The organism is Rhodococcus sp. MH15 (assembly GCF_019266045.1).
In the GTDB taxonomy this organism is placed as follows: domain Bacteria; phylum Actinomycetota; class Actinomycetes; order Mycobacteriales; family Mycobacteriaceae; genus Rhodococcus_F; species Rhodococcus_F qingshengii.
In genome coordinates, this window is the sequence record NZ_LPNP01000080.1 from 247,040 (window position 1) to 267,200 (window position 20,161).

The 20,161-nt window shown below is 61.6% G+C and carries 19 protein-coding genes; 4 read left to right on the forward strand and 15 right to left on the reverse strand.

Annotation, left to right across the window (positions count from 1 at the left end; translation table 11 throughout):
* Window positions 1–14 precede the first annotated feature (14 nt).
* Entirely contained in the window at window positions 15–1,316 is a 1,302-nt protein-coding gene (paaK, locus tag ATN37_RS23930; protein ID WP_064075005.1) for a phenylacetate--CoA ligase PaaK, read from the forward strand.
* A 2-nt stretch (window positions 1,317–1,318) separates the two neighbouring features.
* On the opposite strand, the gene ATN37_RS23935 is transcribed toward paaK, so the two are convergent.
* From ATN37_RS23935 to lepB, 10 genes are all read right to left on the reverse strand, one after another.
* Window positions 1,319–1,942, reverse strand: a complete 624-nt coding sequence (locus ATN37_RS23935) for a LysE family translocator (protein WP_007730629.1) — start codon at window positions 1,940–1,942, stop codon at window positions 1,319–1,321.
* Between the two features lie 92 nt (window positions 1,943–2,034).
* Window positions 2,035–3,228: a globin domain-containing protein gene (locus tag ATN37_RS23940; RefSeq protein WP_217017980.1), complete on the reverse strand. Its 1,194-nt coding sequence runs from the start codon at window positions 3,226–3,228 to the stop codon at window positions 2,035–2,037.
* Window positions 3,229–3,259: 31 nt separating this feature from the next.
* Window positions 3,260–3,709, reverse strand: coding sequence for an Rrf2 family transcriptional regulator (locus tag ATN37_RS23945; RefSeq protein ID WP_003943059.1), 450 nt, complete (start codon window positions 3,707–3,709; stop codon window positions 3,260–3,262).
* A gap of 119 nt (window positions 3,710–3,828) precedes the next feature.
* On the reverse strand, window positions 3,829–4,959 hold the full coding sequence (gene galK / locus ATN37_RS23950) for a galactokinase (protein ID WP_058038338.1): 1,131 nt from the start codon (window positions 4,957–4,959) through the stop codon (window positions 3,829–3,831).
* Window positions 4,959–6,059, reverse strand: coding sequence for a galactose-1-phosphate uridylyltransferase (galT, locus tag ATN37_RS23955; RefSeq protein ID WP_217017979.1), 1,101 nt, complete (start codon window positions 6,057–6,059; stop codon window positions 4,959–4,961). The genes galK and galT overlap by 1 nt, the downstream gene beginning before the upstream one ends.
* Window positions 6,056–6,682, reverse strand: coding sequence for an SMI1/KNR4 family protein (locus ATN37_RS23960; RefSeq protein WP_054187516.1), 627 nt, complete (start codon window positions 6,680–6,682; stop codon window positions 6,056–6,058). Before ATN37_RS23960 ends, galT begins: the two co-directional genes overlap by 4 nt.
* 21 nt (window positions 6,683–6,703) lie before the next feature.
* Window positions 6,704–7,288, reverse strand: a complete 585-nt coding sequence (locus ATN37_RS23965; protein WP_003943180.1) for a TetR/AcrR family transcriptional regulator — start codon at window positions 7,286–7,288, stop codon at window positions 6,704–6,706.
* A complete protein-coding gene (locus tag ATN37_RS23970) occupies window positions 7,285–8,334 on the reverse strand; it encodes a saccharopine dehydrogenase family protein (RefSeq protein WP_058038337.1) in 1,050 nt (349 codons plus the stop codon). Before ATN37_RS23970 ends, ATN37_RS23965 begins: the two co-directional genes overlap by 4 nt.
* 55 nt (window positions 8,335–8,389) lie before the next feature.
* The gene (locus tag ATN37_RS23975; RefSeq protein WP_030536066.1) at window positions 8,390–8,743 is read right to left on the reverse strand and encodes a glyoxalase superfamily protein; all 354 of its coding nucleotides are present in this window, start codon (window positions 8,741–8,743) and stop codon (window positions 8,390–8,392) included.
* Window positions 8,744–8,849: 106 nt separating this feature from the next.
* Window positions 8,850–9,593 carry a signal peptidase I gene (lepB, locus tag ATN37_RS23980; RefSeq protein ID WP_003942848.1) on the reverse strand — a complete coding sequence of 248 codons (744 nt, stop codon included), beginning with the start codon at window positions 9,591–9,593 and terminating at the stop codon, window positions 8,850–8,852.
* A 427-nt stretch (window positions 9,594–10,020) separates the two neighbouring features.
* Here lepB and ATN37_RS23985 point away from each other — a divergent pair, with 427 nt between their 5' ends.
* Window positions 10,021–11,502 carry an anion permease gene (locus tag ATN37_RS23985; protein ID WP_030536065.1) on the forward strand — a complete coding sequence of 494 codons (1,482 nt, stop codon included), beginning with the start codon at window positions 10,021–10,023 and terminating at the stop codon, window positions 11,500–11,502.
* Window positions 11,503–11,505: 3 nt separating this feature from the next.
* Here the strand turns inward: ATN37_RS23985 and ATN37_RS23990 are convergent, their stop codons facing one another.
* Genes ATN37_RS23990 through ATN37_RS24000 form a run of 3 tightly spaced genes read right to left on the reverse strand, consistent with a single transcriptional unit; the run spans window position 11,506 to window position 14,954 of the window.
* The gene (locus ATN37_RS23990) at window positions 11,506–12,255 is read right to left on the reverse strand and encodes a succinate dehydrogenase/fumarate reductase iron-sulfur subunit (RefSeq protein ID WP_042921559.1); all 750 of its coding nucleotides are present in this window, start codon (window positions 12,253–12,255) and stop codon (window positions 11,506–11,508) included.
* The gene (locus ATN37_RS23995) at window positions 12,252–14,204 is read right to left on the reverse strand and encodes a fumarate reductase/succinate dehydrogenase flavoprotein subunit (protein WP_007730764.1); all 1,953 of its coding nucleotides are present in this window, start codon (window positions 14,202–14,204) and stop codon (window positions 12,252–12,254) included. Before ATN37_RS23995 ends, ATN37_RS23990 begins: the two co-directional genes overlap by 4 nt.
* Window positions 14,205–14,954 carry a succinate dehydrogenase cytochrome b subunit gene (locus tag ATN37_RS24000; protein WP_166502754.1) on the reverse strand — a complete coding sequence of 250 codons (750 nt, stop codon included), beginning with the start codon at window positions 14,952–14,954 and terminating at the stop codon, window positions 14,205–14,207.
* Between the two features lie 156 nt (window positions 14,955–15,110).
* Here ATN37_RS24000 and ATN37_RS24005 point away from each other — a divergent pair, with 156 nt between their 5' ends.
* Both ATN37_RS24005 and ATN37_RS24010 read left to right on the forward strand, forming a co-directional pair.
* Complete coding sequence (locus tag ATN37_RS24005; protein ID WP_218695698.1) at window positions 15,111–16,439, forward strand: lipase family protein; 1,329 nt, start codon at window positions 15,111–15,113, stop codon at window positions 16,437–16,439.
* On the forward strand, window positions 16,436–17,692 hold the full coding sequence (locus tag ATN37_RS24010; RefSeq protein WP_218695699.1) for a Tat pathway signal protein: 1,257 nt from the start codon (window positions 16,436–16,438) through the stop codon (window positions 17,690–17,692). Before ATN37_RS24005 ends, ATN37_RS24010 begins: the two co-directional genes overlap by 4 nt.
* 52 nt (window positions 17,693–17,744) lie before the next feature.
* Here the strand turns inward: ATN37_RS24010 and ATN37_RS24015 are convergent, their stop codons facing one another.
* Together ATN37_RS24015 and ATN37_RS24020 are read right to left on the reverse strand one after the other, a co-directional pair.
* Window positions 17,745–19,121, reverse strand: a complete 1,377-nt coding sequence (locus ATN37_RS24015; protein ID WP_003942962.1) for an MFS transporter — start codon at window positions 19,119–19,121, stop codon at window positions 17,745–17,747.
* A 52-nt stretch (window positions 19,122–19,173) separates the two neighbouring features.
* A complete protein-coding gene (locus ATN37_RS24020) occupies window positions 19,174–20,049 on the reverse strand; it encodes an SGNH/GDSL hydrolase family protein (protein WP_218695700.1) in 876 nt (291 codons plus the stop codon).
* Window positions 20,050–20,161 lie beyond the last annotated feature (112 nt).

Here is a 20,161-nt window from a genome sequence, read left to right on the forward strand (position 1 = left end):
CACCGGAGACAATCATGACCGAACTCGTCACTGCTACATCGCAAGACATCGAATTTGCCAGTCGGGAACGCATTTCGACGCTCCAACTCGAGCGGATGCGATGGTCCCTGATGCACGCGTACACCAATGTTCCGCACTACCGCAAAGCTTTCGACGACGCCGGCGTCCACCCGAGCGACTTGAAGGATCTGAGCGATCTCGCGAAGTTTCCCTTCACCACCAAAGCGGATCTACGTGAGAACTATCCGTTCAAGATGTTTGCAGTGCCCCAGGACCGGGTCTCGCGAATTCACGCGTCTTCGGGGACCACCGGTCGCCCGACGGTGGTGGGGTACACGAGCAACGACCTGAACAACTGGGCCGATCTCATCGCGCGCAGTCTCTCGGCCGGCGGCGTGCGGTCTTCGGACAAGGTTCACGTGGCTTACGGGTACGGTCTGTTCACCGGTGGGTTGGGAGCACACTACGGTGCGGAGCGCTTGGGCTGCACGGTCATTCCCATGTCCGGTGGCATGACCGAGCGGCAGATTCAACTGATCGAGGACTTCGAGCCCGACGCCATCATGGTGACTCCGTCGTACATGTTGACCATCGTGGATGCGATGATCAAGAAAGGCATCGATCCCTCGAAGACCTCACTGAGGGTGGGAGTTTTCGGAGCGGAGCCGTGGACCGAACAGATGCGTACCGAGCTGGAACAGCAACTCGACATGCATGCGGTCGACATCTACGGACTCTCCGAGATCATGGGCCCGGGTGTGGCAATGGAATGTGTGGAAACCAAAGACGGGCTGCATATCTGGGAAGACCACTTCTACCCGGAGATCATCGATCCGGTCACGGGCGAAGTGCTGCCGGACGGTGAAGAAGGTGAGCTGGTTTTCACCTCTCTCACCAAGGAAGCGCTGCCCATCATTCGCTACCGAACCAGGGACCTGACCCGACTGTTGCCGGGTACGGCGCGCTCGATGCGTCGGATGCAGAAGGTCACCGGCCGGACCGACGACATGATCATCCTGCGTGGGGTCAATCTGTTCCCCACACAGATCGAAGAGCTGATCTTGACCGTCCCCGCCCTGGCACCCCAATTCCAGTGTGTGCTGGAGCGTCCGGACCGGATGGATACTCTGACAGTGCGCGTCGAGGCTCGCCCTGACGCGGCAATTTCCGATCATGCGGCAGCGTCTTCGGCGTTGCAGAAGCTGGTGAAGAACAAGATCGGTGTCACGGTCGAGGTGAGCGTTCTCGAACCCGGCGGACTCGAACGCTCGATCGGCAAAGCGCGTCGTCTGATCGACCAACGTCCGAAGGACTGAAACTACTCCAGGGCCATGCGGGTGGCGAAGATTCCGAGAATGCCACCAGCTAGCCATTTCTGAGCCCGCATCCACACCGGACGCGCCATGAGGAAGGTCGACACGGCTGCCGCACAGCACACGATCAACGCGTTGACGGTGACTGCGACCAGGATCTGCACGCCGCCGAGTACGAGTGCCTGTTGCCAGACCGGACCCGCAGTGGGATCGACGAACTGGGGGATCAGGGCCGCGTACATCAGCGCAATCTTGGGATTGAGCAGATTGGTGGTCAACCCCATCCCGAACAGACGGCCGCTACCGTGGCGGTCGACCTCGCCCACCTCGAAGGCGGACTTCCCACCTGGTCGGAGTGTCGACCAGGCGAGATAGGCCAGGTACAGGGCACCACCGATTTTCACCGCGGTGAACACCGTTGGTACGGCGAAGAGAACCGCCGTCAGCCCTGCACACGTGGCGGTGAGGTAGACCAGGAAACCGGTTGCGACTCCGCCGAGCGAGATCAAACCCGCCCGGCGGCCCTGGCTGATGCTGCGGGACACCAGATAGATCATGTTGGGGCCCGGTGTCAGAACCATCGCCAGGGCGATCAGCGCGACTCCCGTCATCGACGCTGACGTGATCATGTCGGTCTCCCACTACTCGATGCGTATGTTTCGTCGAGTACACAAGGGTTTGCAGTCGCGCGCCAAGGTCCAGTTCGCAGGCAGTGGTCCGCTCAGGTGTTGGCCCAGCTGTCGGGCCCGAAGACCTCGTAGTGGATATTCTGTGCCGGGACGTCCCTTTCGAGCAACGATGCGCGCATCGCCAACATGAACGGCATCGGCCCGCAAAGGAAGGCTTGGGTATCGGGCTCCACTGCAATACCTTGCAAATCCGCCCGTCCTTCGTGAACCGATCCGAACGCAACGTGCGTGCCGAGATCCTCGTACCAACGGTGCAGGGTTGCGGCGGGAATCTGGTCGACGAGTGTGCTGAGTTCTGCGCGGTGCGCGTGATCCGCAATGGATCGATCCGCATGGATGACAGATACCGAACGGTCAGCGCCGGTGTCCACGAGATGATTGAGCATCCCGATCATCGGTGTGCAACCGATTCCGGCCGACGCGAGCAGGAGCGGCGAGTTGTCGTCCGGCATGGTGAGATCACCGAAAGGTGTGGTGACGGAGAGTTCTTGACCTTCGAATACGTTGTTGTAGAGGAAGTTCGACACTTCGCCATCGGGAGTTCCGGAGATTCGCTTGACGCTGATCCGCCAGTCTGCGCTGCTCGGTATCGAACACAGGCTGTATTGGCGGATCTGGCGGGCGCCGTCGGGCAGCGTAACCCCGACCGAAAGATACTGTCCGGGAGCGAAGGTGGGGAGTGCACTGCCGTCGAGCGACGTGAGCGTCAGTGAGACGGTGTCGGCGGACTGAAGAACTCGTTCACTGATCCTGACTGTGCGCCAGACGTCACCGGCCTCCACGCCGGCGAGTTGGTAGAGGCCACGCTCCATCGTGATGAGGGTTTCCGCCATCAGCCAGTAGACCTCGTCCCAGGCTGCTGCGACGTCGGGAGTGACTGCATCGCCGAGTATTTCGACGATCGCGGCAAAGAGGTGTTCGTGCACGATTGCGTACTGGTCGGGCGTGATTCCCAGCGACGCATGCTTGTGGGCGATACGTGAAAGTATGAGATCGACCTTGGCGCTGTCCGGCTCGAGCTGAAGCGTCGCGAATGCCGCGATGGCACCGGCGAGAGCTTTCTGCTGTTCGCCCTGCTTCTGATTGCCGCGATTGAACAAATCGCGTTCGAGTTCAGGATGCGCGTCGAACATCCTGCGGTAGAACAGGGTTGTGATATCGCCGATGGCAGCGCCGACCACGGGAAGGGTGGCGCGAATGACCTCGGTTGACTGTGGGGAAAGCATGAGCTGCTCCGTTCGGTCGAAATTCGATTGATCAGCCTGCTTCGTCGCTCCGAGTGGTGAGGCGTAGCAGGACAGTTTTGGACGGCTGCCGGATGACGTCTTCGATCGTGACCGCGTCGAGTGAAACGAAGAACGCTTCCTGTGCTTCGCGCAAAGCGCTCCGAAGGAGGCAACCTCCGCGCAGTGGGCACGGTTTGTCCCCTTCGCAGTCGACGACTTCACCCGGGCCTTCGAGGCGTCTGGCCAGCCAGCCGATGGTGGCGGTGCGGCCGAGTTCGGTGATGGAAAGCCCACCGCCGCGGCCGCGCCTGGTTGTCACGATGCCGAGCTCACCGAGCCGTGTAACCACCTTGGTGGCATGGGAATACGACACGTTGAGCTGCTGCGCAACATCCCGAGTGCTGGGGGAGGCATCCGCGTCGAGTACGGCCAACCGCATGACGACGCGCAATCCCAGATCGGTGAACTGCGTCAGTTGCATGATCTGAACCTACATAATTCGCATCTGAGATGACTATTTATGTGAGGGGGATCTCGAGGTGCCCCAACCAGGGCGAACGGTACGTTCGGCACCTCCAGTGCGCTGAACGTGCCGTTCGCTCAGAGACGAGCGGCCGAACCCCCGGCAACGACGCCGAGAAAGTGTGGTGCTCGCCAACCTCGCGCCGCAAAGTCGCGGCTCACCGATGCGATGACCTCCGCTCCGCTTCCTTCCGGAACCAGCGCGATGGCTGAGCCTCCGAATCCGCCGCCGGTCATCCGCGCACCGATCGCGCCGCCGCGTCGTGCTGCGGCAACGGCGACGTCGAGTTCATCGCACGAGACCTCGAAGTCGTCGCGCAACGAGGCGTGCGAGTTGTCGAACAGCTCGCCGACGTCACTGAATCTGCTGCTGCGCAGAAGTTCTGCGGTCTTCCGCGTCCTCTCGATCTCGGTCACGACGTGCCGTGCCCGCGCCCGGAGGATCGGGTCTCGCACTGTCTCGGCCTGGTCTGCTGTAGCCTCTCGCAAGCTGCCGACGCCGAGAGCTGCTGCTGCAGCGACGCATTGAGAGCGCCGCATTCCGTACTGTCCGTCTGCGAGCGAGTGTTTGACCCGGGTGTCGATGACGATCAGTTCGTACCCTGCACCGTGGAGTTCGAAAGGTATGGGTTCGGTGGATCCGCCCTGGCAGTCCAGCAGGAGCGCAGTCGAGGGCTGAGCAAAGAGGGCAATGGTTTGATCCATCCCTCCGGTCGGTGCGCCGACGCCGTCGTTCTCGGCCTGGATGCACACCTGTACCAGCTCATCGCGGGGGAAGGGTGAATCATGAAGTTCGTTGACGGCCAACGCAACCGAACAGGTGAGGGCAGCGGAGCTCGACAGCCCGGCCCCGACCGGTACCGACGAGTCGACGGCAAGATCGATTCCTTCGATCGGGAGGCCTCTGCGCGCAAGAGACCACAGAACGGCTGTGGGGTAGGCGGCCCACCCTGTGGCGATGTCGCCGAGGGGCCCGGTGTACGTCTCGGCGGATTGCCGACTGTGCACGCGGACGACCCCGTCGCTGCGCAGTGCGACGGCAACCAGTGTTCGCTGCTCGAGAGCGACCGGTAGGCACAATCCACCGTTGTAGTCCGTGTGTTCACCGATCAGGTTGACTCGACCGGGTGCCGCCCACACTCCGGTTGCCGGATAGCCGTAGGTGGCGTGAAACTGTTGGAGCACAGAATTGTTCGAGACCGTATCCACTATTTCAACTCCCGTAGGCGGGCCGCGACTGCCTCGGGAACGGTGTCGTTCACCCAGGCGCCCATGGCGGACTCGGACCCGGCGAGGTATTTGAGTTTGCCCGGTGCGCGCAAGATCGAGAACAGCTGAAGATGCAGTCGGCCCAGAGGTCGGTTGATGCGGACGGGAGCTTGGTGCCAGGCCGCGATGTACGGTACCCGGTCGACGCCCGGATAGAAGCGATCGATACGGCGTAGGAGATCTTGGTAGACGACCGCAAGCTCGTCGCGCTCTTGGTCGTTCAGCGAGGGAAGGTCCGGGACGTCTCGGTGCGGTGCCAGGTGAATCTCGATGGGCCATCGTGCGGCGGTCGGGACGTAGGCGCTCCAGTGATCGCCGTCGTAGATCAACCGGGCCTTGTCCTCGCGCTCGAACGCCAGAACATCGGCGAGTAGTGAGCGACCGGTGCGCTCGAAGTGTTTGTGCGCCTGCGTCAGCATCGATCGGGTGCGTGGCGTGACATACGGGTATGCGTAGATCTGTCCGTGTGGATGGGTGAGTGTCACCCCGATTGCTTCGCCGCGGTTCTCGAAGCAGAACACTTGTTCCACAAGCGGATCCGCCGACAACTCTTCGGTCCGAGAAATCCAGGCGCCCACAATCGTGCGCATGCGTTCGAGTGGAAGCTCGGCGACGGACGCCGTGTGATCGCTCGAGAAGCACATCACTTCGCAGTGACCGGCCGCTGGGCGATCGCCCGCACCGTCTCCGGGACTGTCAATGGCTTCCTCAGGCGCCGCGGCAAAGCTCGGAAACCGATTCTCGAACACCGCGACGTCGTAGTCTCCGTCGGGTATCTCTGTGGGCGTGCGTGTTTCGTCGGTCGGGCACAATGGACATTCGGCGGCGGAGGGGAGATGTGTCCGTGTCATGCGATGCGAAGCCATGGTGATCCACTCCCCGGTGAGAACGTCGAATCTCATCCGAGACGAGTGGTCGAGAGCCGGCAATTCGCGGGAATCTCGCGCAGAGTGGGCGCGGGCACTGCCGGCATCGTCGAAGTAGAAGATCTGACGCCCGTCGGCGAGGGTGCGACGGGTCGGATCCTGCTTGGGTGTCATGCGTCGACTTCCCATTCCAGAACACCCTTGCTGACAACGGGTTTCCACACTCCGATCGTTGATCCTGTTTCCAGCGCTACGGCATGGGCGGCCAGCATTACCGAGATGGACGCCCAGATCGGACCGCCGTTGTCAGTGGCGTCCGAGGCATACTCGGTCACACAATGGTGGAGTGCGCCGCTACGGGTGTCCACGAAGTAGTGGTACTCGTCCAGTCCGGCAAAGGGAACGAACGAGGGGATGAACATGGTTGCGGCAGTGCCTGCGTCGCGTTGATCGTGTCGATCCATCTCGTCCTCGGCGTAGAGGTCTGGATTCTCGTAGATCGTCTCGTCCCACGTTTCGAGCAGAGTGAGACGAACTTCGGTTGCGACGTCTATGGGGTAGAAGAACTTGTCCGGGAGCACGCTGCCGAGAAAGAGGCCGGTCCGGTCGTCGTGGGTCAGGCTGCCGTTGTGGACCCGATACAGGTCGCGAAGTTCCTGGGGCCACGTGACGCCGGTCGAGGCTTCGAATTCCTCGATAACGGCGTCACCGAGTCCTGGTTGAAACGCTGCAGCCGTCACCGGTGCGTTTGTACGGCACCACGCTTCGATTCGGCTCCATTCGTTTGCAACGCTCATGGGCTTTACGATACGTCCGAGTCAGGACCCGTGAATCAGGTACTGCAGTGTGTCCACGAGCTTTCGGTCCGAAGCCTCGGACTTTCGGCCGGTGATTCCCGATCGGAGAATTGCGGAACCCTCGAGCAGGCTCACGATGGTCTGCGCTGTCGCGCCAAGTTCCGCCGCATCCAGCTCCGGTTGTGCACACGCGACTGCGCGCTCTACGTGTGCGATGTACTGGGCGTAGAAGTCTCGAAGCACGACCGCGACTTCTTGGTCCGCCGCTGCAATGGCCCATACTTCGACGTACAGACGCACCGTGGCCTGGTCGTCCTGTTCTCCGAGCAGGACTCCGATGAAGTGTTCGGATTCCTCGCGGGAGAGGCTCTGATCCGTATCGGGGACGACGGCAAGGCGATCCAGTGAGCGGGTCAATGCACGTGACATCACTGCGCGTATCAGATCTGCACGGGTGGGGTAGTAGTGCTGCAGATGTCCTACCCGCACTCCGGCCGCGGCTGCGAAATCGCGCATTGCCGAGTTGGCATTGCCCTGAGTAGTGAGGACCTGTTCTGCTGCGTCGAGAAGTGCTGCCGCACGGGCGGCGCCCTTGGAGAGGGTCATGGTCGCAATACTGCCACCCCGAAGCTCTCCAACTCGGAGACGGTGCGGCGAGGGTTCGGAAGCGATTCGGGGAAAGTGACTCCAGGCCGGGCATCGTCGGCCAAGGCTCGTCTGACGGCCAACGCGCCGCCCACCGCGGTGAGGTGAGCCTGGCCCTGCCGGTCGACGATTGTCGCGCTTGTCGTGCCGCTCGGGCCGGTGACATCGATGCGTACTTGCGCGCTCCCGCCCTTGCCCGGCGAGTACAGGAGTCCGCGTCGTAGCGGTGTGAAGCGGTCGCCGCGACCCCAACGGAACAGACCCACCTTCTTGGCGGCGAGCAGCGCAGTTGTGGATGCATTCGAACTGAAACCTATTCGAGTGCTGGCAGTTTCGGCGCCCAAGGTCATGGGGAACGTGAATTGTTCCGGAGTGTCGATTCTTCCGACCTTGGTGCGCGATCCGGGGAAGTCGACCCAGCGTGTATCCGTCAACGGGCTGACGGTGATCGGGTTTCCTTGCTGCATCACCTCGAAATCCTGCCCGAGCCGATCGATGAAGTCGACGGAGTCCAGCCCGGCAATGTCGTTGACGTCGTAGCGAATCGAGACGTCGATCGTGCTCGCGCCACCCAGTTCCTCGGCCAGCGCTGCGGCGACGATATTGGTGACTCCGCCCATCCATCCGGACGACAGGTACACCGGTGCGCTCGGCGACTTCTGACCCGCCAGAGTGGCGGCGCGAGCGACGCGGGTTGTCCAGCGGGTGATGTCCACGTACGGAATGCCGGCCTCGACGGCGGCGGACAAGACACGATCGTGGGGATCGTTGACCGTCGACACGACCGCGCGTACGGACGCGTCGAAGGGTGTCGGGTCGAGGAGGTCCCAGCGGCGGACGGAAGCGCCGTGACGGCCGGCCAGTTCGTTGCCTCGCTCGGGGGTGCGTCCGGTGAGGAGTAGTGGGAAGTCGGGGGCGAGCAACGCAGTCAGGGCGCTGCCCACGGTTCCGTATCCGCCGGCCACGAGGATCGGGCCGTCGGCTGAATACTGCAATGAATCGGTCATGCACGTAACTCTAGGTCAAATGACCTAAAACGTCGAATGGGGTTCTTTCCGCTGCTCAGTCCCGGTGTCGCACGATGTTGACGACGTTGCCATCGGGTGCCCGGACGAGGAATCGGCGAACACCCCACTCTTCGGTCGTTATGGGGTGCACGATTTCGTAGCCGAGCCTGCGGGCCTCTTCGTAGGCGCCGTCGATGTCGTCCGTGTGGACTGAGATGACGGAGTCCTCGGCCGCAGTGGCGTCGTGCGTGACGAGCTGTACGTTCGCGCCGGTGTCGGGAGAGGTGTAGCGAGCGACCCACCCCATGTTGAACTCTTCGGTGCTCAGGCCGAGAAAGTCGGAGTAGAAGCTCTTGGCGGTTCCGATATCGGCGACTTTGAGATTGGCGGTGATGCGTCGAGCGCGCATGTGGTTCTCCTACCTTCGGCAACAGATGCGCTCGATGATCGTCCGAAAGCGGATCCATGTCGACTGTGCCGTCCGAAGATGCAGGCCGCCTGGTTGATTCGATCTGTCACTGCGGATCGAACGAGCTCACAGTTCCCCACCGTGAGAAGGGAAGGACGATCAATTGAACCTTGCCGATGACATTGTCGATCGGCACCGTTCCACTGTGTTCGTCATCGAGATGGAAACGTGAATCCTTCGAATGGGCGCGGTTGTCGCCCATCACCCACAGGTTCCCGTCGGGAACCGTGACCGGCCCGAAATACCTTCCTTGGCAAGAGGTACCGTTGCCCGGAATGCGCTTGTCGATGTACGGCTCGGTCAGCGGCTTGCCGTTCACTCGAAGCCCCTCTTCCTCGGACAGGCACTGTACGGTTTGGCCACCGACCGCGACTACCCGCTTCACGAGGTCGTTTTCGTCCGGCGGGACCAAGCCGACGATGGACCCGAGTCCCTGAAATGCGCGAACAATCGAATTGTCGGATCGAATGGATTTGTACTCGTCGTTCCAGGACTCGGGTCCCTTGAACACGACCACATCCCCAGGTTGCGGATCCCCGAATCGATAGCTGATTCTGTCGACGAGGATCTTGTCTCCCGTGCAGCCGGTGCATCCGTGAAGTGTCGGTTCCATGGACTCCGACGGGATCAGAAAGATGCGTCCGACGAAGTTCTGAATGACAACACTCAGGACAAGTGCGACGACAACGAGGATCAGAATCTCACGCCACAGTGGACGTTTTCTCGGGTGATCGGCCACTGCCGATTCAGTGGAGTCGGTCGAGTCCTCGTGGGCGTCGGATTCCGTCACACTCCCGACAATAGATGGCGCAACCAGTCGTCGGCCCGATACGAATCTTCTCGGTTCGTGGGTCTGTCTGTCGGCTGACATGCTTCGGAATTGGATCACATCACGCGCGAAGATCCGGTCGAGATCGGCAATCCGCGCAGTCCTGACCCAAACATCGTGCCGACGAATACCTTTCGCAGAAGCAGGTTGAACAACTCTCCGAGATTCAAGCGTGCAGCACGCCGGCGCCTCTGTTGATCGATTGGCACAATCTTTTGCGAGAGATGGGCATTCTCCCACTGAAGCGTCGGTGCGAGACAGCGCCTCGTAAGGACGACTGTACTTCCGGGCAATTTCTCTCGAACTTGGATTGACCGCACGAAAACCTGATGTTTGGGGGACAATCATCTGGGGCGATCACCTGGGGCGACAAGTCGAGGAGATGCAAATGTCCGAGGCCAAATCCGAAAGCACTGAGTCTTTTTCTGAGACGACACCGCCGGCGGAGCCGTCGAAACAATCGGTGCTCAGGCGGTACTACCCGGCTGCGGTGCCCGTCATCCTCGGCCTGATCATCTATTTCATGCCTGTTCCGGACGGTGTGGATCCCAAGGGCATGCACATGCTCGGAATCTTCGTCGGCACCATCGTGGCGTTGATCTTGCAGCCTCTGCCGACGGGTTCTGTGGCGCTGGTAGGCCTGTCGATCGCCATGATCACCCAGACCGAGACGCCGACGGAAGCGTTGTCCGGCTTCAGTAACACCACGATCTGGCTGATCGTCGCATCGTTCTTCATTGCCGAGGGCTTCCTGGTCACCGGACTCGGCAAACGGGTTGCACTCATGTTCGTGACCAAGCTCGGCAAGTCGAGCCTCGGTTTGTCCTACGGAATGGCGTTGACGGACTTGATACTTGCTCCGGCGACGCCGTCGAACACCGCCCGCGCTGGTGGCGTCGTCTATCCGATCATCGTCTCGCTGAGCAAGTTGGAGGACTCCAATCCCGAGCCCGAGGACTCTCGCAAGAAGCTCGGAGCATATCTGCTGCTCACGTCGCTGCAAGTCAACGTCGTGACCTCCGCGATGTTCATCACCGCCATGGCGGGTAACCCCGTCGCCGTCGATGCGGCTGCCAAGATCGGCATCGACATCTCGTGGGGCAAATGGGCGCTGGCAGCATCGGTTCCGGGAATTGCGAGTCTCATCGCGATCCCGTGGGTGATGTCGAAGATCTTCCCGCCCACGATGTTGAAGACTCCGAAAGCACCCGAGCAAGCCAGGGAGGAACTGCGCAAGGCAGGTCCGATCAGCCGCAACGAGAAGATCATGGCCGCCACCTTCGTTCTGCTGCTGGTGCTCTGGTGCCTGGGCTCGCAGCTCAACGTCAACGCCACTACAACAGCGTTTGTCGGAATCGGCATCCTGTTGGTGACCAAGGTGCTGACGTGGAACAACCTGGTCCACGATACCGGGGCGTGGCAGACGCTCGTGTTCTTTGCCGTTCTGGTCGGTATGGCAAGCCATCTCGAAGAACTCGGCGTGATCTCGTGGATCGGAACCCAGGTCTCCTCGAGCGTCGACGGTTTGCCGTGGATCTGGGCTTTTGCGATCCTGACCTTGGTGTACTTCTACGCGCACTATCTGTTTGCGTCGAACACCGCGCAGATCGTCGCGATGTACGCGGTGTTTCTCGGCGCGGCGGTGGCAACCGGTGCACCGCCGCTGTTCTCAGCCCTGGTGTTCGGCTTCATCGGCAGCCTGTTCGGCGGTATCTCGCACTACGCGTCCGGTCCGGCCGGAGTGATCTACGGTTCCGGATACATCAAGACCTCGGAATGGTTCCGAATCGGTTTCGTGATGAGCGTCGTGATCATCCTGATCTGGACGATCATCGGCGGCGCGTGGATGAAGCTGATCGGCGCCTGGTGACGATCAGTTGTCCTTGCGCCGCAATCCGAATCGCATCGATTCCTTGTTGACAGCGGCAATCGCGGTCAGCGGTATCTCCGCGGGACACACCTGCGCACATTCACCGTAGGTCGAGCACGGCCCGAAATCGGCCTCCATCTGGTGCGACATCGCTCGGGCCCGCTTGCCACGTTCGTTGCGGCCCTGCGTGACGAGAGACAGGTGGGTCAGTTTGGACCCGGTGAAGAGGTGCGCGGCACCGTTCGGGCAGGCTGCCACGCAAGCGCCGCAGCCGATGCACGCGGCGAAGTCCAGTGCAGCTTCGGCACTTTGATGCGAGAGCGGCTGACTGTCTGCGTCCGGCGCGGTTCCTGCATTGACCGAAACGTATCCACCGGCTTCGAGCACCCGGTCGAGCGCAGAGCGATCGACGACGAGGTCGCGGACCACTGGAAAGGCTGCGGAGCGGAATGGCTCCAGTTTGATTCGGTCACCGTCGGAGAAGCTGCGCAGGTGCTGACGGCACGTGGGAGTGTTCGCAACCGGCCCATGGGGAACGTCATCGACGGTGATGCCACAGGACCCGCAGATCCCTTCTCGGCAGTCGGAATCGAAGGCGATGGGTTCGTTGCCGCTTTCCACGAGTTGGTCGTTGAGTCGGTCGAGGAGCTCCAGCAGCGACATCTCCACCGTCGCGTCGTCTATTTGGTAGGTGTCGAATGCGCCGGACGACTCAGGTCCGGATTGGCGCCACACGTCCACGGTGATTTTCATACGTAGTTCCTCGTCTGCAGTGGAACAGCGGTGAAGGACAACGGCTCGTCGTGTCGAACGTGTCTGCCGTCCTGGGCGGTTTCCCACGCGGAGACGAAGCACCAGTCCTGATCGTTTCGCTGCGCTTCGCCGTCGGGAGTCTGATGTTCGGCACGAAAGTGCGCTCCACAGGACTCGTCACGATCGAGAGCATCGACGCACATCAGTTCGGCGAGCTCGAGGAAATCGGCTACCCTGCCGGCCCTTTCCAACTCCTGGTTGAACTGGTTTCCGCTGCCGGCAACTCGCAGGTTCGACCAGAAATCGGTTCGCAGTGCGCGGATTTCGGCGATCGCCTTGGTCAAGCCCTCGGCCGTTCGGGTGACACCGCAACCCGCATAGAGGATCTCGCCCAGTTGTCGATGGAACCTGTCGGGGCCGTGTGTTCCGCCGACCGAGAGCAGCAGGTCCACCCGACCCCTCACGTCAGTGAGCGTCGACGTCACAGCGGGATCGGACAGTTCGAGTGGAGTGGATCCGAGTAGCGGTGCAAGATAATTCGGAATCGCGTACGGGAGGGTGAACCAGCCGTCGACGCATGCCGAGAGCAACGAATTGGCGCCGAGGCGGTTGGCCCCGTGGTATCCCCAGCCTGCCTCACCACCGACGAACAAGCCGGGGATGGAGGTCATCTGGTCGTAGTCGTTCCACAGTCCTCCCATGGTGAAGTGGGCTCCGGGGGCGATGCGCATCGGCACCGTATAGGGGTCTTCGCTGGTGGCGTCGCGATACATCGAGAACAGATTTCCGTATCGCTCCTCGATGGTCTTGCGGCCGAGCCGTGCCAACGCATCGCGGAAATCCAGGTACACACTGTTTTTCAGAGGGCCGACGCCGTGACCGGAGTCGATTTGCTCGCGGGCGGCCCGTGAAGAGACGTCGCGGGGAGAGAGGTTCCCGAACGCCGGATATTTGCGCTCGAGGTAGTAGTCGCGTTCGTTTTCGGGAATGTCGCCGGGCTCACGATCGTCTCCGGGCTTGGCCGGTACCCAGATCCGGCCGTCGTTGCGCAGGGATTCGCTCATCAGAATGGTTTTCGACTGCCACTCGGAGTTGACGGGAAGTGCCGTCGGATGGAATTGGATGAACGAGGGTGAAGCCATCAACGCACCGCGTCGGTGCGCTCGCCAGGCGGCCGTGGCGTTGGAATTCTTCGCAAGTGTGGACTTGTGGAATACGGTTCCGTAGCCGCCGGATGCCAGTACGACGGCATGGCCTGTGGTGGCGCCGATCTCACCGGTCACGAGATCGCGTGTGACTATCCCTTGTGCTCGCCCGTCCGAAACGATGAGATCGAGCATCTCGGTTCGGGTGTGTAGGTTGACCGTTCCGGCTGCGATCTGACGTTGCAGTGCCTGCGACGACGCTATCTGCAACTGCTGGCCTGTCTGCCCGCGCGTGTAGTACGTGCGCGACACCTGAACGCCGCCGAAGGATCGGGTGGCCAGAGTGCCGCCGTACTCGCGAGCAAACGGTGCCCCGATGGCATTCATGTGATCGATGACGCGTACGGATTCTTCGGCGAGACGGAAACAGTCGGCCTCACGGCCCCGGAAATCACCGCCCTTGACGGTGTCCTTCACGAAGCGGGCGAGACTGTCGTTGTCCACTTTTCGAGCGCGAGCAGCGTTGATGCCTCCTTGCGCGGCGACACTGTGTGCACGGCGGGGTGCATCGTGGAAGGTGAAGGACTCGACGTGGTAGCCCAGTTCACCGAGGGAGGCGGCGCAGGCCGCGCCGGCGAGGCCGGTACCGACGACGATGACCGTGAACTTGCGCCGGTTGAGTGGGCTGACGAGCTTGTAGTCGAGTTTGCGAGTGGGCCAGGCCGTCGCCGGATCGCCGGCCGGGACCTTACCGTCCACCGGTGTCCCGATGCTGCGCAGATCGTCGAGTTCGAAGCTGTTCACTTATGACGCTCCTGTCTTCGAGATGGCGCCGGTCATGACCGCGATGGGGATCGACATGTTTCCGACCATCACGACGAGCGCAAAGATTCCGGAGAGTGCAACGCCAATCTGGCGCAGTCGTTGGCCGGTCACGCCGAGATCGTTGACCGCGCTCCAGAGTCCGTGCGCGAGGTGCATTGCCAGCAGAGCCATCGCGACGATGTAGAACGCTGCCACCAGCGGACGCTCGAAGCTGGCAATCAGATTGTCGTATGCGTAACTCTGTGTGCGCGTGGCCGCTTCGTACTCGCTGCTGCCGATAGGTCGGGTTCCGGTCGTGAGGTCGAGTATGTGGAAAAAGACGAACAGCAGCAGCACAGCTCCGGTGACGGGCATCGTGCGCGCTGTAAAGGACTTGATTCCCAGACCTTTACGTCGAAATTTTCCTCGAGCTCGGCGTCCGCGGACGGTGAGCAGCCAGGCACACCAGACGTGTGCGACCAATGACGCGAGCAAGACGATGCGAAGAATCCACAGAAGTCCCTCGTAGGGCAGGAAGGGTTCGAACACCGTTCGTAGCCAGTGTGCGTAGTCGTCGAAGTGATCGGCACCGGTGTAGACCTTCAGGTTTCCGATCATGTGGACGAGAACGAAAGCGGCGAAGATCAGTCCTGTCACGGCCATCAGAATCTTGCACGTGATGTTGGACGGCCGCGGTCGAGCTTGGAGTGAATCGCCGGTAGCTCGCGATACACGGGTCGGAGCACTCACAGACAAACCTCCCACGCCAGACTTGCCGGACAGGTGCCGTCAGCCTAAGCCCGATCGAGGTTTTCGGCCAACGGATGGGTGCCCGACTTGTCTGTTAATGCAGGTGAATGGGAGTGTAGGGGTGCTCATTACCCGAAAGTAAGGAACTCGTGAACGATGTTTGACTCGACGTGGCGACGGTGGTCATGGCGCGCCGGAACGGCATCGGCCCTGGCAGTGGCCTTGTTTGCGGTGGGGTCGCCGGCTGGTGCGCAGGAGACCGTCGAGTTGGCCGACGTGTTCAACCCGTTGGTCGTGAAGGCACTCCAAGGCGCTGACATTTCCACCGAATTGACTCCACTCGGGCTCTCGTCCGATGATCCGTGGTTCGACGAACCTGAAATCGAGCCGGGTACCGCCCCCGGCACACTTCTCAAAGCGCGTCCGGTCAGCGTGCAGGTCTACCAGGTCCGTCCCGACGTGGTCTCGGCTCACCAACTCATGTACACCACCACTGATCACTTCGGTCGGCAGGTGATCAGCACCGGAATTCTGATGATTCCCGAGGACGGAACTGCGCCAGGTGATCGCAAGATCATCGGATACGCCGAGGCGAACGACAGCCTCGGCGCGAACTGCGCACCAAGTCACCAGTGGACCGGCGGCAATCAGAGCGACCCGGCGATGTTCTCGGCGCTCGGCCCGGTGGCTCAGATGTTCGGCCACGGCTGGGCAGTGATGATGAGCGACGTCGGCAACGACGGCGACACTGCTCCCCATCCGTTCTCGATCGGACAGTTCTCAGGGAAGGCAACGCTCGACGGCGTTCGGGCAGCACTCGCGCTTCCGGAAGGCGGCCTCGAATCAGACACCCCTGTCGGCATCTACGGTGTCGCCGGAGGCGGTGTCGCAGCGGGCTTTGCCGCGGAACAAGCCCATGATTATGCGCCGGAACTGAACGTCCAGGCCAGTGCCATTCAGGCGATGATGATCGACCCCGCAACGTTCGAGGAAACAGCGGCCGGTGGGATCGGTTCCGGATTCGTCTTCTCGAGCATTCTCGGATTCGACGCGGGCTACCCCGACGTTCGGCTCGACGATCATCTGACTCCGATCGGTCACAACGTCGCCGCAGCCTTCCGCGCGTCCTGCCAGGCGCTCTACCTCGGACTCCCATTCGTTCCATTCGACGTCCTACTCACCAACCCTTCGCCCCGAACGATCCCTGCGCTGGCCGCGGCGTACGCGGACAACACGTTGGGAAAGCAGGCGCCGGCTTCCAAGCTTCTGATTTCTTCCTGTGAGGACGACTTTCTCGTTCCCTTCAGTGAGGCAGAGCAATTGGCGCAGACATATCGAGCAGACGGCGGCAACGTGGACCTGCTCCCGTCGCAGTGCGGGCCGCTCGATTACGTGACCAACCTGTACAAGACGGTGACCGATCAGCTGGGTATGCAGGACATCGCCTGGCTGGCAAAGACGTTCGACGAAGCCGAGGGGCGATGAGCTTGCGGAAGTCTCTGACGCGCAGGGATTTTGCGCGCACGGTTCTCGTTGCTTCGGCAAGTATCGGCGGTGCCGTCGTACTGGGAGGCAGGGCGTCCGCGGGTACTGGTGAGCTCGACAGGTACCTCGACCTGGAAGCAGTGAACGCAAACGCCGAAGCCACGGGCGGTCTGCATCCTTCTCTGCCATCGGATTCCGCGACCCTGCGGTCTTTGGTGGATACCGCCCGAGCCTCGGGAGTGGATCCGCATCGCTATCAGACACTGCTCAAGCAGTACTGGCTCGCGGTCGGGACGGAGTCGGCAGGTATCGATCTCGCTACGTGGACTCCGTTCGACGGTGTGCACGCGAATCTCGGAAACCTCACCAACACTTTCCAGTTCTACGAGCGACTCCAGCTCGAGCATCGAGAACTGCAGTGGGCAGGTATGGGAGGAATGGTCGGGCCCGCTTTCGCCGGTGGACTCCTCGACTTGGACTACGGGCGAGTTGTGCTGGAAGTCCAAGCGATCAGCGAGGCGATGGCACTGGTGTGGCGAGAGATCGACCGCATCGGGGCGCCGGTTGCATCGTCGATGGGAGCCCCCGAGGACATTGCGGCACTTCTCAAGGTAGGCCACGAGATTCGCCCCGAGGACGTGATGTGGTTCCAGGGGAAAGTGATTGCGATGAGCAAACACATCTTCTCGGACCTGATTCCCATGCACATGGCGTGGGTTCACGACGGTGTCGACGGCATCGCCGAACTCGATCGCGCAGGGCTGCTCGACGAGAACGCCCGTATCGCGTGGAACAACATTGCCTCGGGGACACCGGAATCGGTCTTCGACGGCAATGTGCGTCTGCTGCGAAGGGAGCAGTACCAGTCGGTGGGTGATCAGTGGGACGAGGCGAAGGCCTACCGCGGCAGTGTTGGTCGCTCGTTGACCTACCTGACCACCTTCGCCGCATCACCGTCGATGCCTGGCGTCGTGCCGCCACGCGAGTCGAACCCGCTCTCGTTCGAGGTGGGCAATGCTGTTGTGCAAACGCCGCTTCCGGACTTCAACTGGGCGGACCGGGACGGTCGTTGGACCTACATCAACGGTCAGCTGCTCCCGGTCTACAACAACCTGATGAACAATCAACCGGAACTGTGGCGAGCGACGCTGGCCGCGCCCGTCTCCGTTCGGATAACCGAGCAGCGAATGATCGCTCGCTTGCCGGACATGTTGCGGTCCATGTTGTCGACTCTGGCGATTACGGTCAACTGAACTCGGCGGTGGCGGGGCCTCAGGGTCCCGCCACCGCCCGTGAACTTGTCGGTCAGGCCTGGCTCAGCTCCGCTTGCATGCGCGCGGAGTCCTTGCCGACAGTGCGGGTAGCCAGGTAGATGAATACCGCGGTGAGTGCCAACATGATCGGCACGAGATACATGGCCGAGTTCAACCCGTCGCCGGCGTACTGAGCCAACTTCCCGGTACCTGCATCTGCAAGTGCACGCTTGGCGAACCAGTCCGAGATCGCTCCAACGGCAACCGGTCCGGAGAATCCGCCGAGAAGGTACATGGCAGCGAAGAACAGCGCCGTCGCAGTGCCGCGGAGCCTGGGAACCACGACGTCGTGAATGGCGGGGTAGACGCTGATGTAGAAGCCGTAGGCCAGAAGCCACCCGGCCGAGAACAAGAGCGTGAACATCACGACGTTCCCGCCGTGTTGCAACAGTGCCAGCGCCGTCAAAGGTGCCGCCAATGCCGAGGTTCCGACACCGATCATCAACCGTGCGCGCGGTGAGCGTGCGCTGGCCTTGTCAGCGTAGCGAGCGCCGAGAAGCAATCCGATCAGGCCCGTGATTCCGACGATGATGCCGGTGACCGATGCCGCAGCAGTCAGTTTCAGGTGGTACTGGCGCATCAGAAGCGGGACGACAAACGAATTCACTGCGTAGGCGGCGAAGTTGAACGTCAGTCCGGCAAGGATGAGCCAACGAAGCGTGGGAATTGCGAGCAGACGACGGATCGGACGGGTGATCGGTGCCTGTGAAACAGCGGCTGCGCGGGCCTCCGGACTTTCGGAACCACCACGAACCGGATCTGCCATGCGGTAGAGCACGACTGCCAGCAGGACACCGGGAATCGCCGCGAGGAAGAACGGTGCACGCCAGCTGTCGAATGCCTCGGCGATCTTGCCGACGGTGAAGTAGGCGAGCATGAGGCCAATCGGCAAACCGAGCATGAAGACACCAAGTGCGCGTGAGCGTCGTTCTGCCGGGTAGATATCGCCGATCATCGAGTTGGCTGCAGGTGTGAAGGTCGCTTCGCCCACACCGACGCCTAGACGCGCGAGGATGAACAGCACATAGCTGCCGGCGGCACCGGTTGCTGCCGTCAGTCCGCTCCACACCAGGAGTCCGATCCCGATGATCTTGGGACGGTTCTTCGTGTCGGCCAACCGGCCCAGAGGCAGTCCTGCGACTGCGTAGACGAGGGTGAATGCAGAGGTGATCAATCCCAATTGCAAGTCGCTGAGCGAAAACTCGTTCTTGATCGGCTCGGCAACGACCGAGGGGATCGCCCGGTCGAAGAAGTTGAGCATGTTTGCGAGAAATAGTGCGACGAGTGTGCCGCCGAGAAGTTTGTCGCGTGTTCCGACAGGGGCGCCGTCGACGGACGGCAGCGGCGGAGCGTCTCGTTGAATTGACATGATTGTTCCACCCTTTTCGCGAGTGCTGAATGAATTGTGTTGGGGGAGAAGCTCAGGACAGAGCGTCGGCGACGGTTTTGCCGATCGCCTGCATCCCGGCCGCAGTGGGATGCAGTGGAACCGCCGGCTGGCTAGGGACGATTCCCGTGTAGTAAGCAGTGGCAGAGTCCGTGCAGATGTCATGTCCGGCAGTGGTTTCGGTGATGTCGATGTACTCGACGCCGTGACGGGCCGCAGTTGCTGCCATGACCGTGTTGCCGTAGTCGATCACACTCTGGAGATAGTCGGCGTCGCGCGGCCAGAACGGCTGAGTGCCGGGGCAGCCGCCACCACGGATGTATGTTCCGTATCCGACCACGACGATGCGCGCCGAAGGTGCTCGATCCTGCGCGACTTCGATCATAGAACTCCAACCTGTGGACGCATTTTCGATCATTTGTCGCTGTTGATCGACGCCACCGGAGGTGAACTTGTCACGGCAGGACGTTCCGGCGGGTTCGGGGAGTGGATTGACGCAACTCAGAACTGTCGGGAACAACGAGATGTCGTTGGCACCGATGGTGATGGTGACGAGGTCGGTATCAGGCCCCAATGCTGTTGCCTGCGGTGATACTTGACCGGAGAACGTCGATTGTGCGGTGTCCGTGACGTTGGCGGATCGCGCCGACGAGCAGGTCATATCCGTGAGTTGAGCGCCGAGTTCTCGCGCCACCACGGACGGGTAGTTGTCGAGTGATCGTAGACAGCCCGGTGACGACGAGTCCTGCGCGGTGACCAGTGGGCCGGCCGCCGCGGAATCGCCGAGTGCGACGTACTGGATAGTGCTGACCGGTGTCTCGGCACTCGACACACCGGTCCCGAGAGCCGCGATCGAACCGGCAGCCACGACGCCTGCCAGAATGGCTGCGCTGCGCGTTTTCCACGTCACTCGAGGCTCCTCTTGGTCGAAGGTGGGACTTCCAGTTACGCCGCTGATTGTGAATTCGTGAGTGGCGTGGGTTACATAGTGATAGGAAAAAGGCAGGTCGGCCTTGTGGTGG

Coding starts and splice junctions, on each gene's coding strand:
- paaK (WP_064075005.1), top strand. CDS start 15: ATGACCGAACTCGTCACTGCTACATCGCAAGACATCGAATTTGCCAGT.
- ATN37_RS23935 (WP_007730629.1), bottom strand. CDS start 1,942: ATGATCACGTCAGCGTCGATGACGGGAGTCGCGCTGATCGCCCTGGCG.
- ATN37_RS23940 (WP_217017980.1), bottom strand. CDS start 3,228: ATGCTTTCCCCACAGTCAACCGAGGTCATTCGCGCCACCCTTCCCGTG.
- ATN37_RS23945 (WP_003943059.1), bottom strand. CDS start 3,709: ATGCAACTGACGCAGTTCACCGATCTGGGATTGCGCGTCGTCATGCGG.
- galT (WP_217017979.1), bottom strand. CDS start 6,059: ATGACACCCAAGCAGGATCCGACCCGTCGCACCCTCGCCGACGGGCGT.
- ATN37_RS23960 (WP_054187516.1), bottom strand. CDS start 6,682: ATGAGCGTTGCAAACGAATGGAGCCGAATCGAAGCGTGGTGCCGTACA.
- ATN37_RS23965 (WP_003943180.1), bottom strand. CDS start 7,288: ATGACCCTCTCCAAGGGCGCCGCCCGTGCGGCAGCACTTCTCGACGCA.
- ATN37_RS23970 (WP_058038337.1), bottom strand. CDS start 8,334: ATGACCGATTCATTGCAGTATTCAGCCGACGGCCCGATCCTCGTGGCC.
- ATN37_RS23975 (WP_030536066.1), bottom strand. CDS start 8,743: ATGCGCGCTCGACGCATCACCGCCAATCTCAAAGTCGCCGATATCGGA.
- ATN37_RS23985 (WP_030536065.1), top strand. CDS start 10,021: ATGTCCGAGGCCAAATCCGAAAGCACTGAGTCTTTTTCTGAGACGACA.
- ATN37_RS23990 (WP_042921559.1), bottom strand. CDS start 12,255: ATGAAAATCACCGTGGACGTGTGGCGCCAATCCGGACCTGAGTCGTCC.
- ATN37_RS24005 (WP_218695698.1), top strand. CDS start 15,111: ATGTTTGACTCGACGTGGCGACGGTGGTCATGGCGCGCCGGAACGGCA.
- ATN37_RS24010 (WP_218695699.1), top strand. CDS start 16,436: ATGAGCTTGCGGAAGTCTCTGACGCGCAGGGATTTTGCGCGCACGGTT.
- ATN37_RS24015 (WP_003942962.1), bottom strand. CDS start 19,121: ATGTCAATTCAACGAGACGCTCCGCCGCTGCCGTCCGTCGACGGCGCC.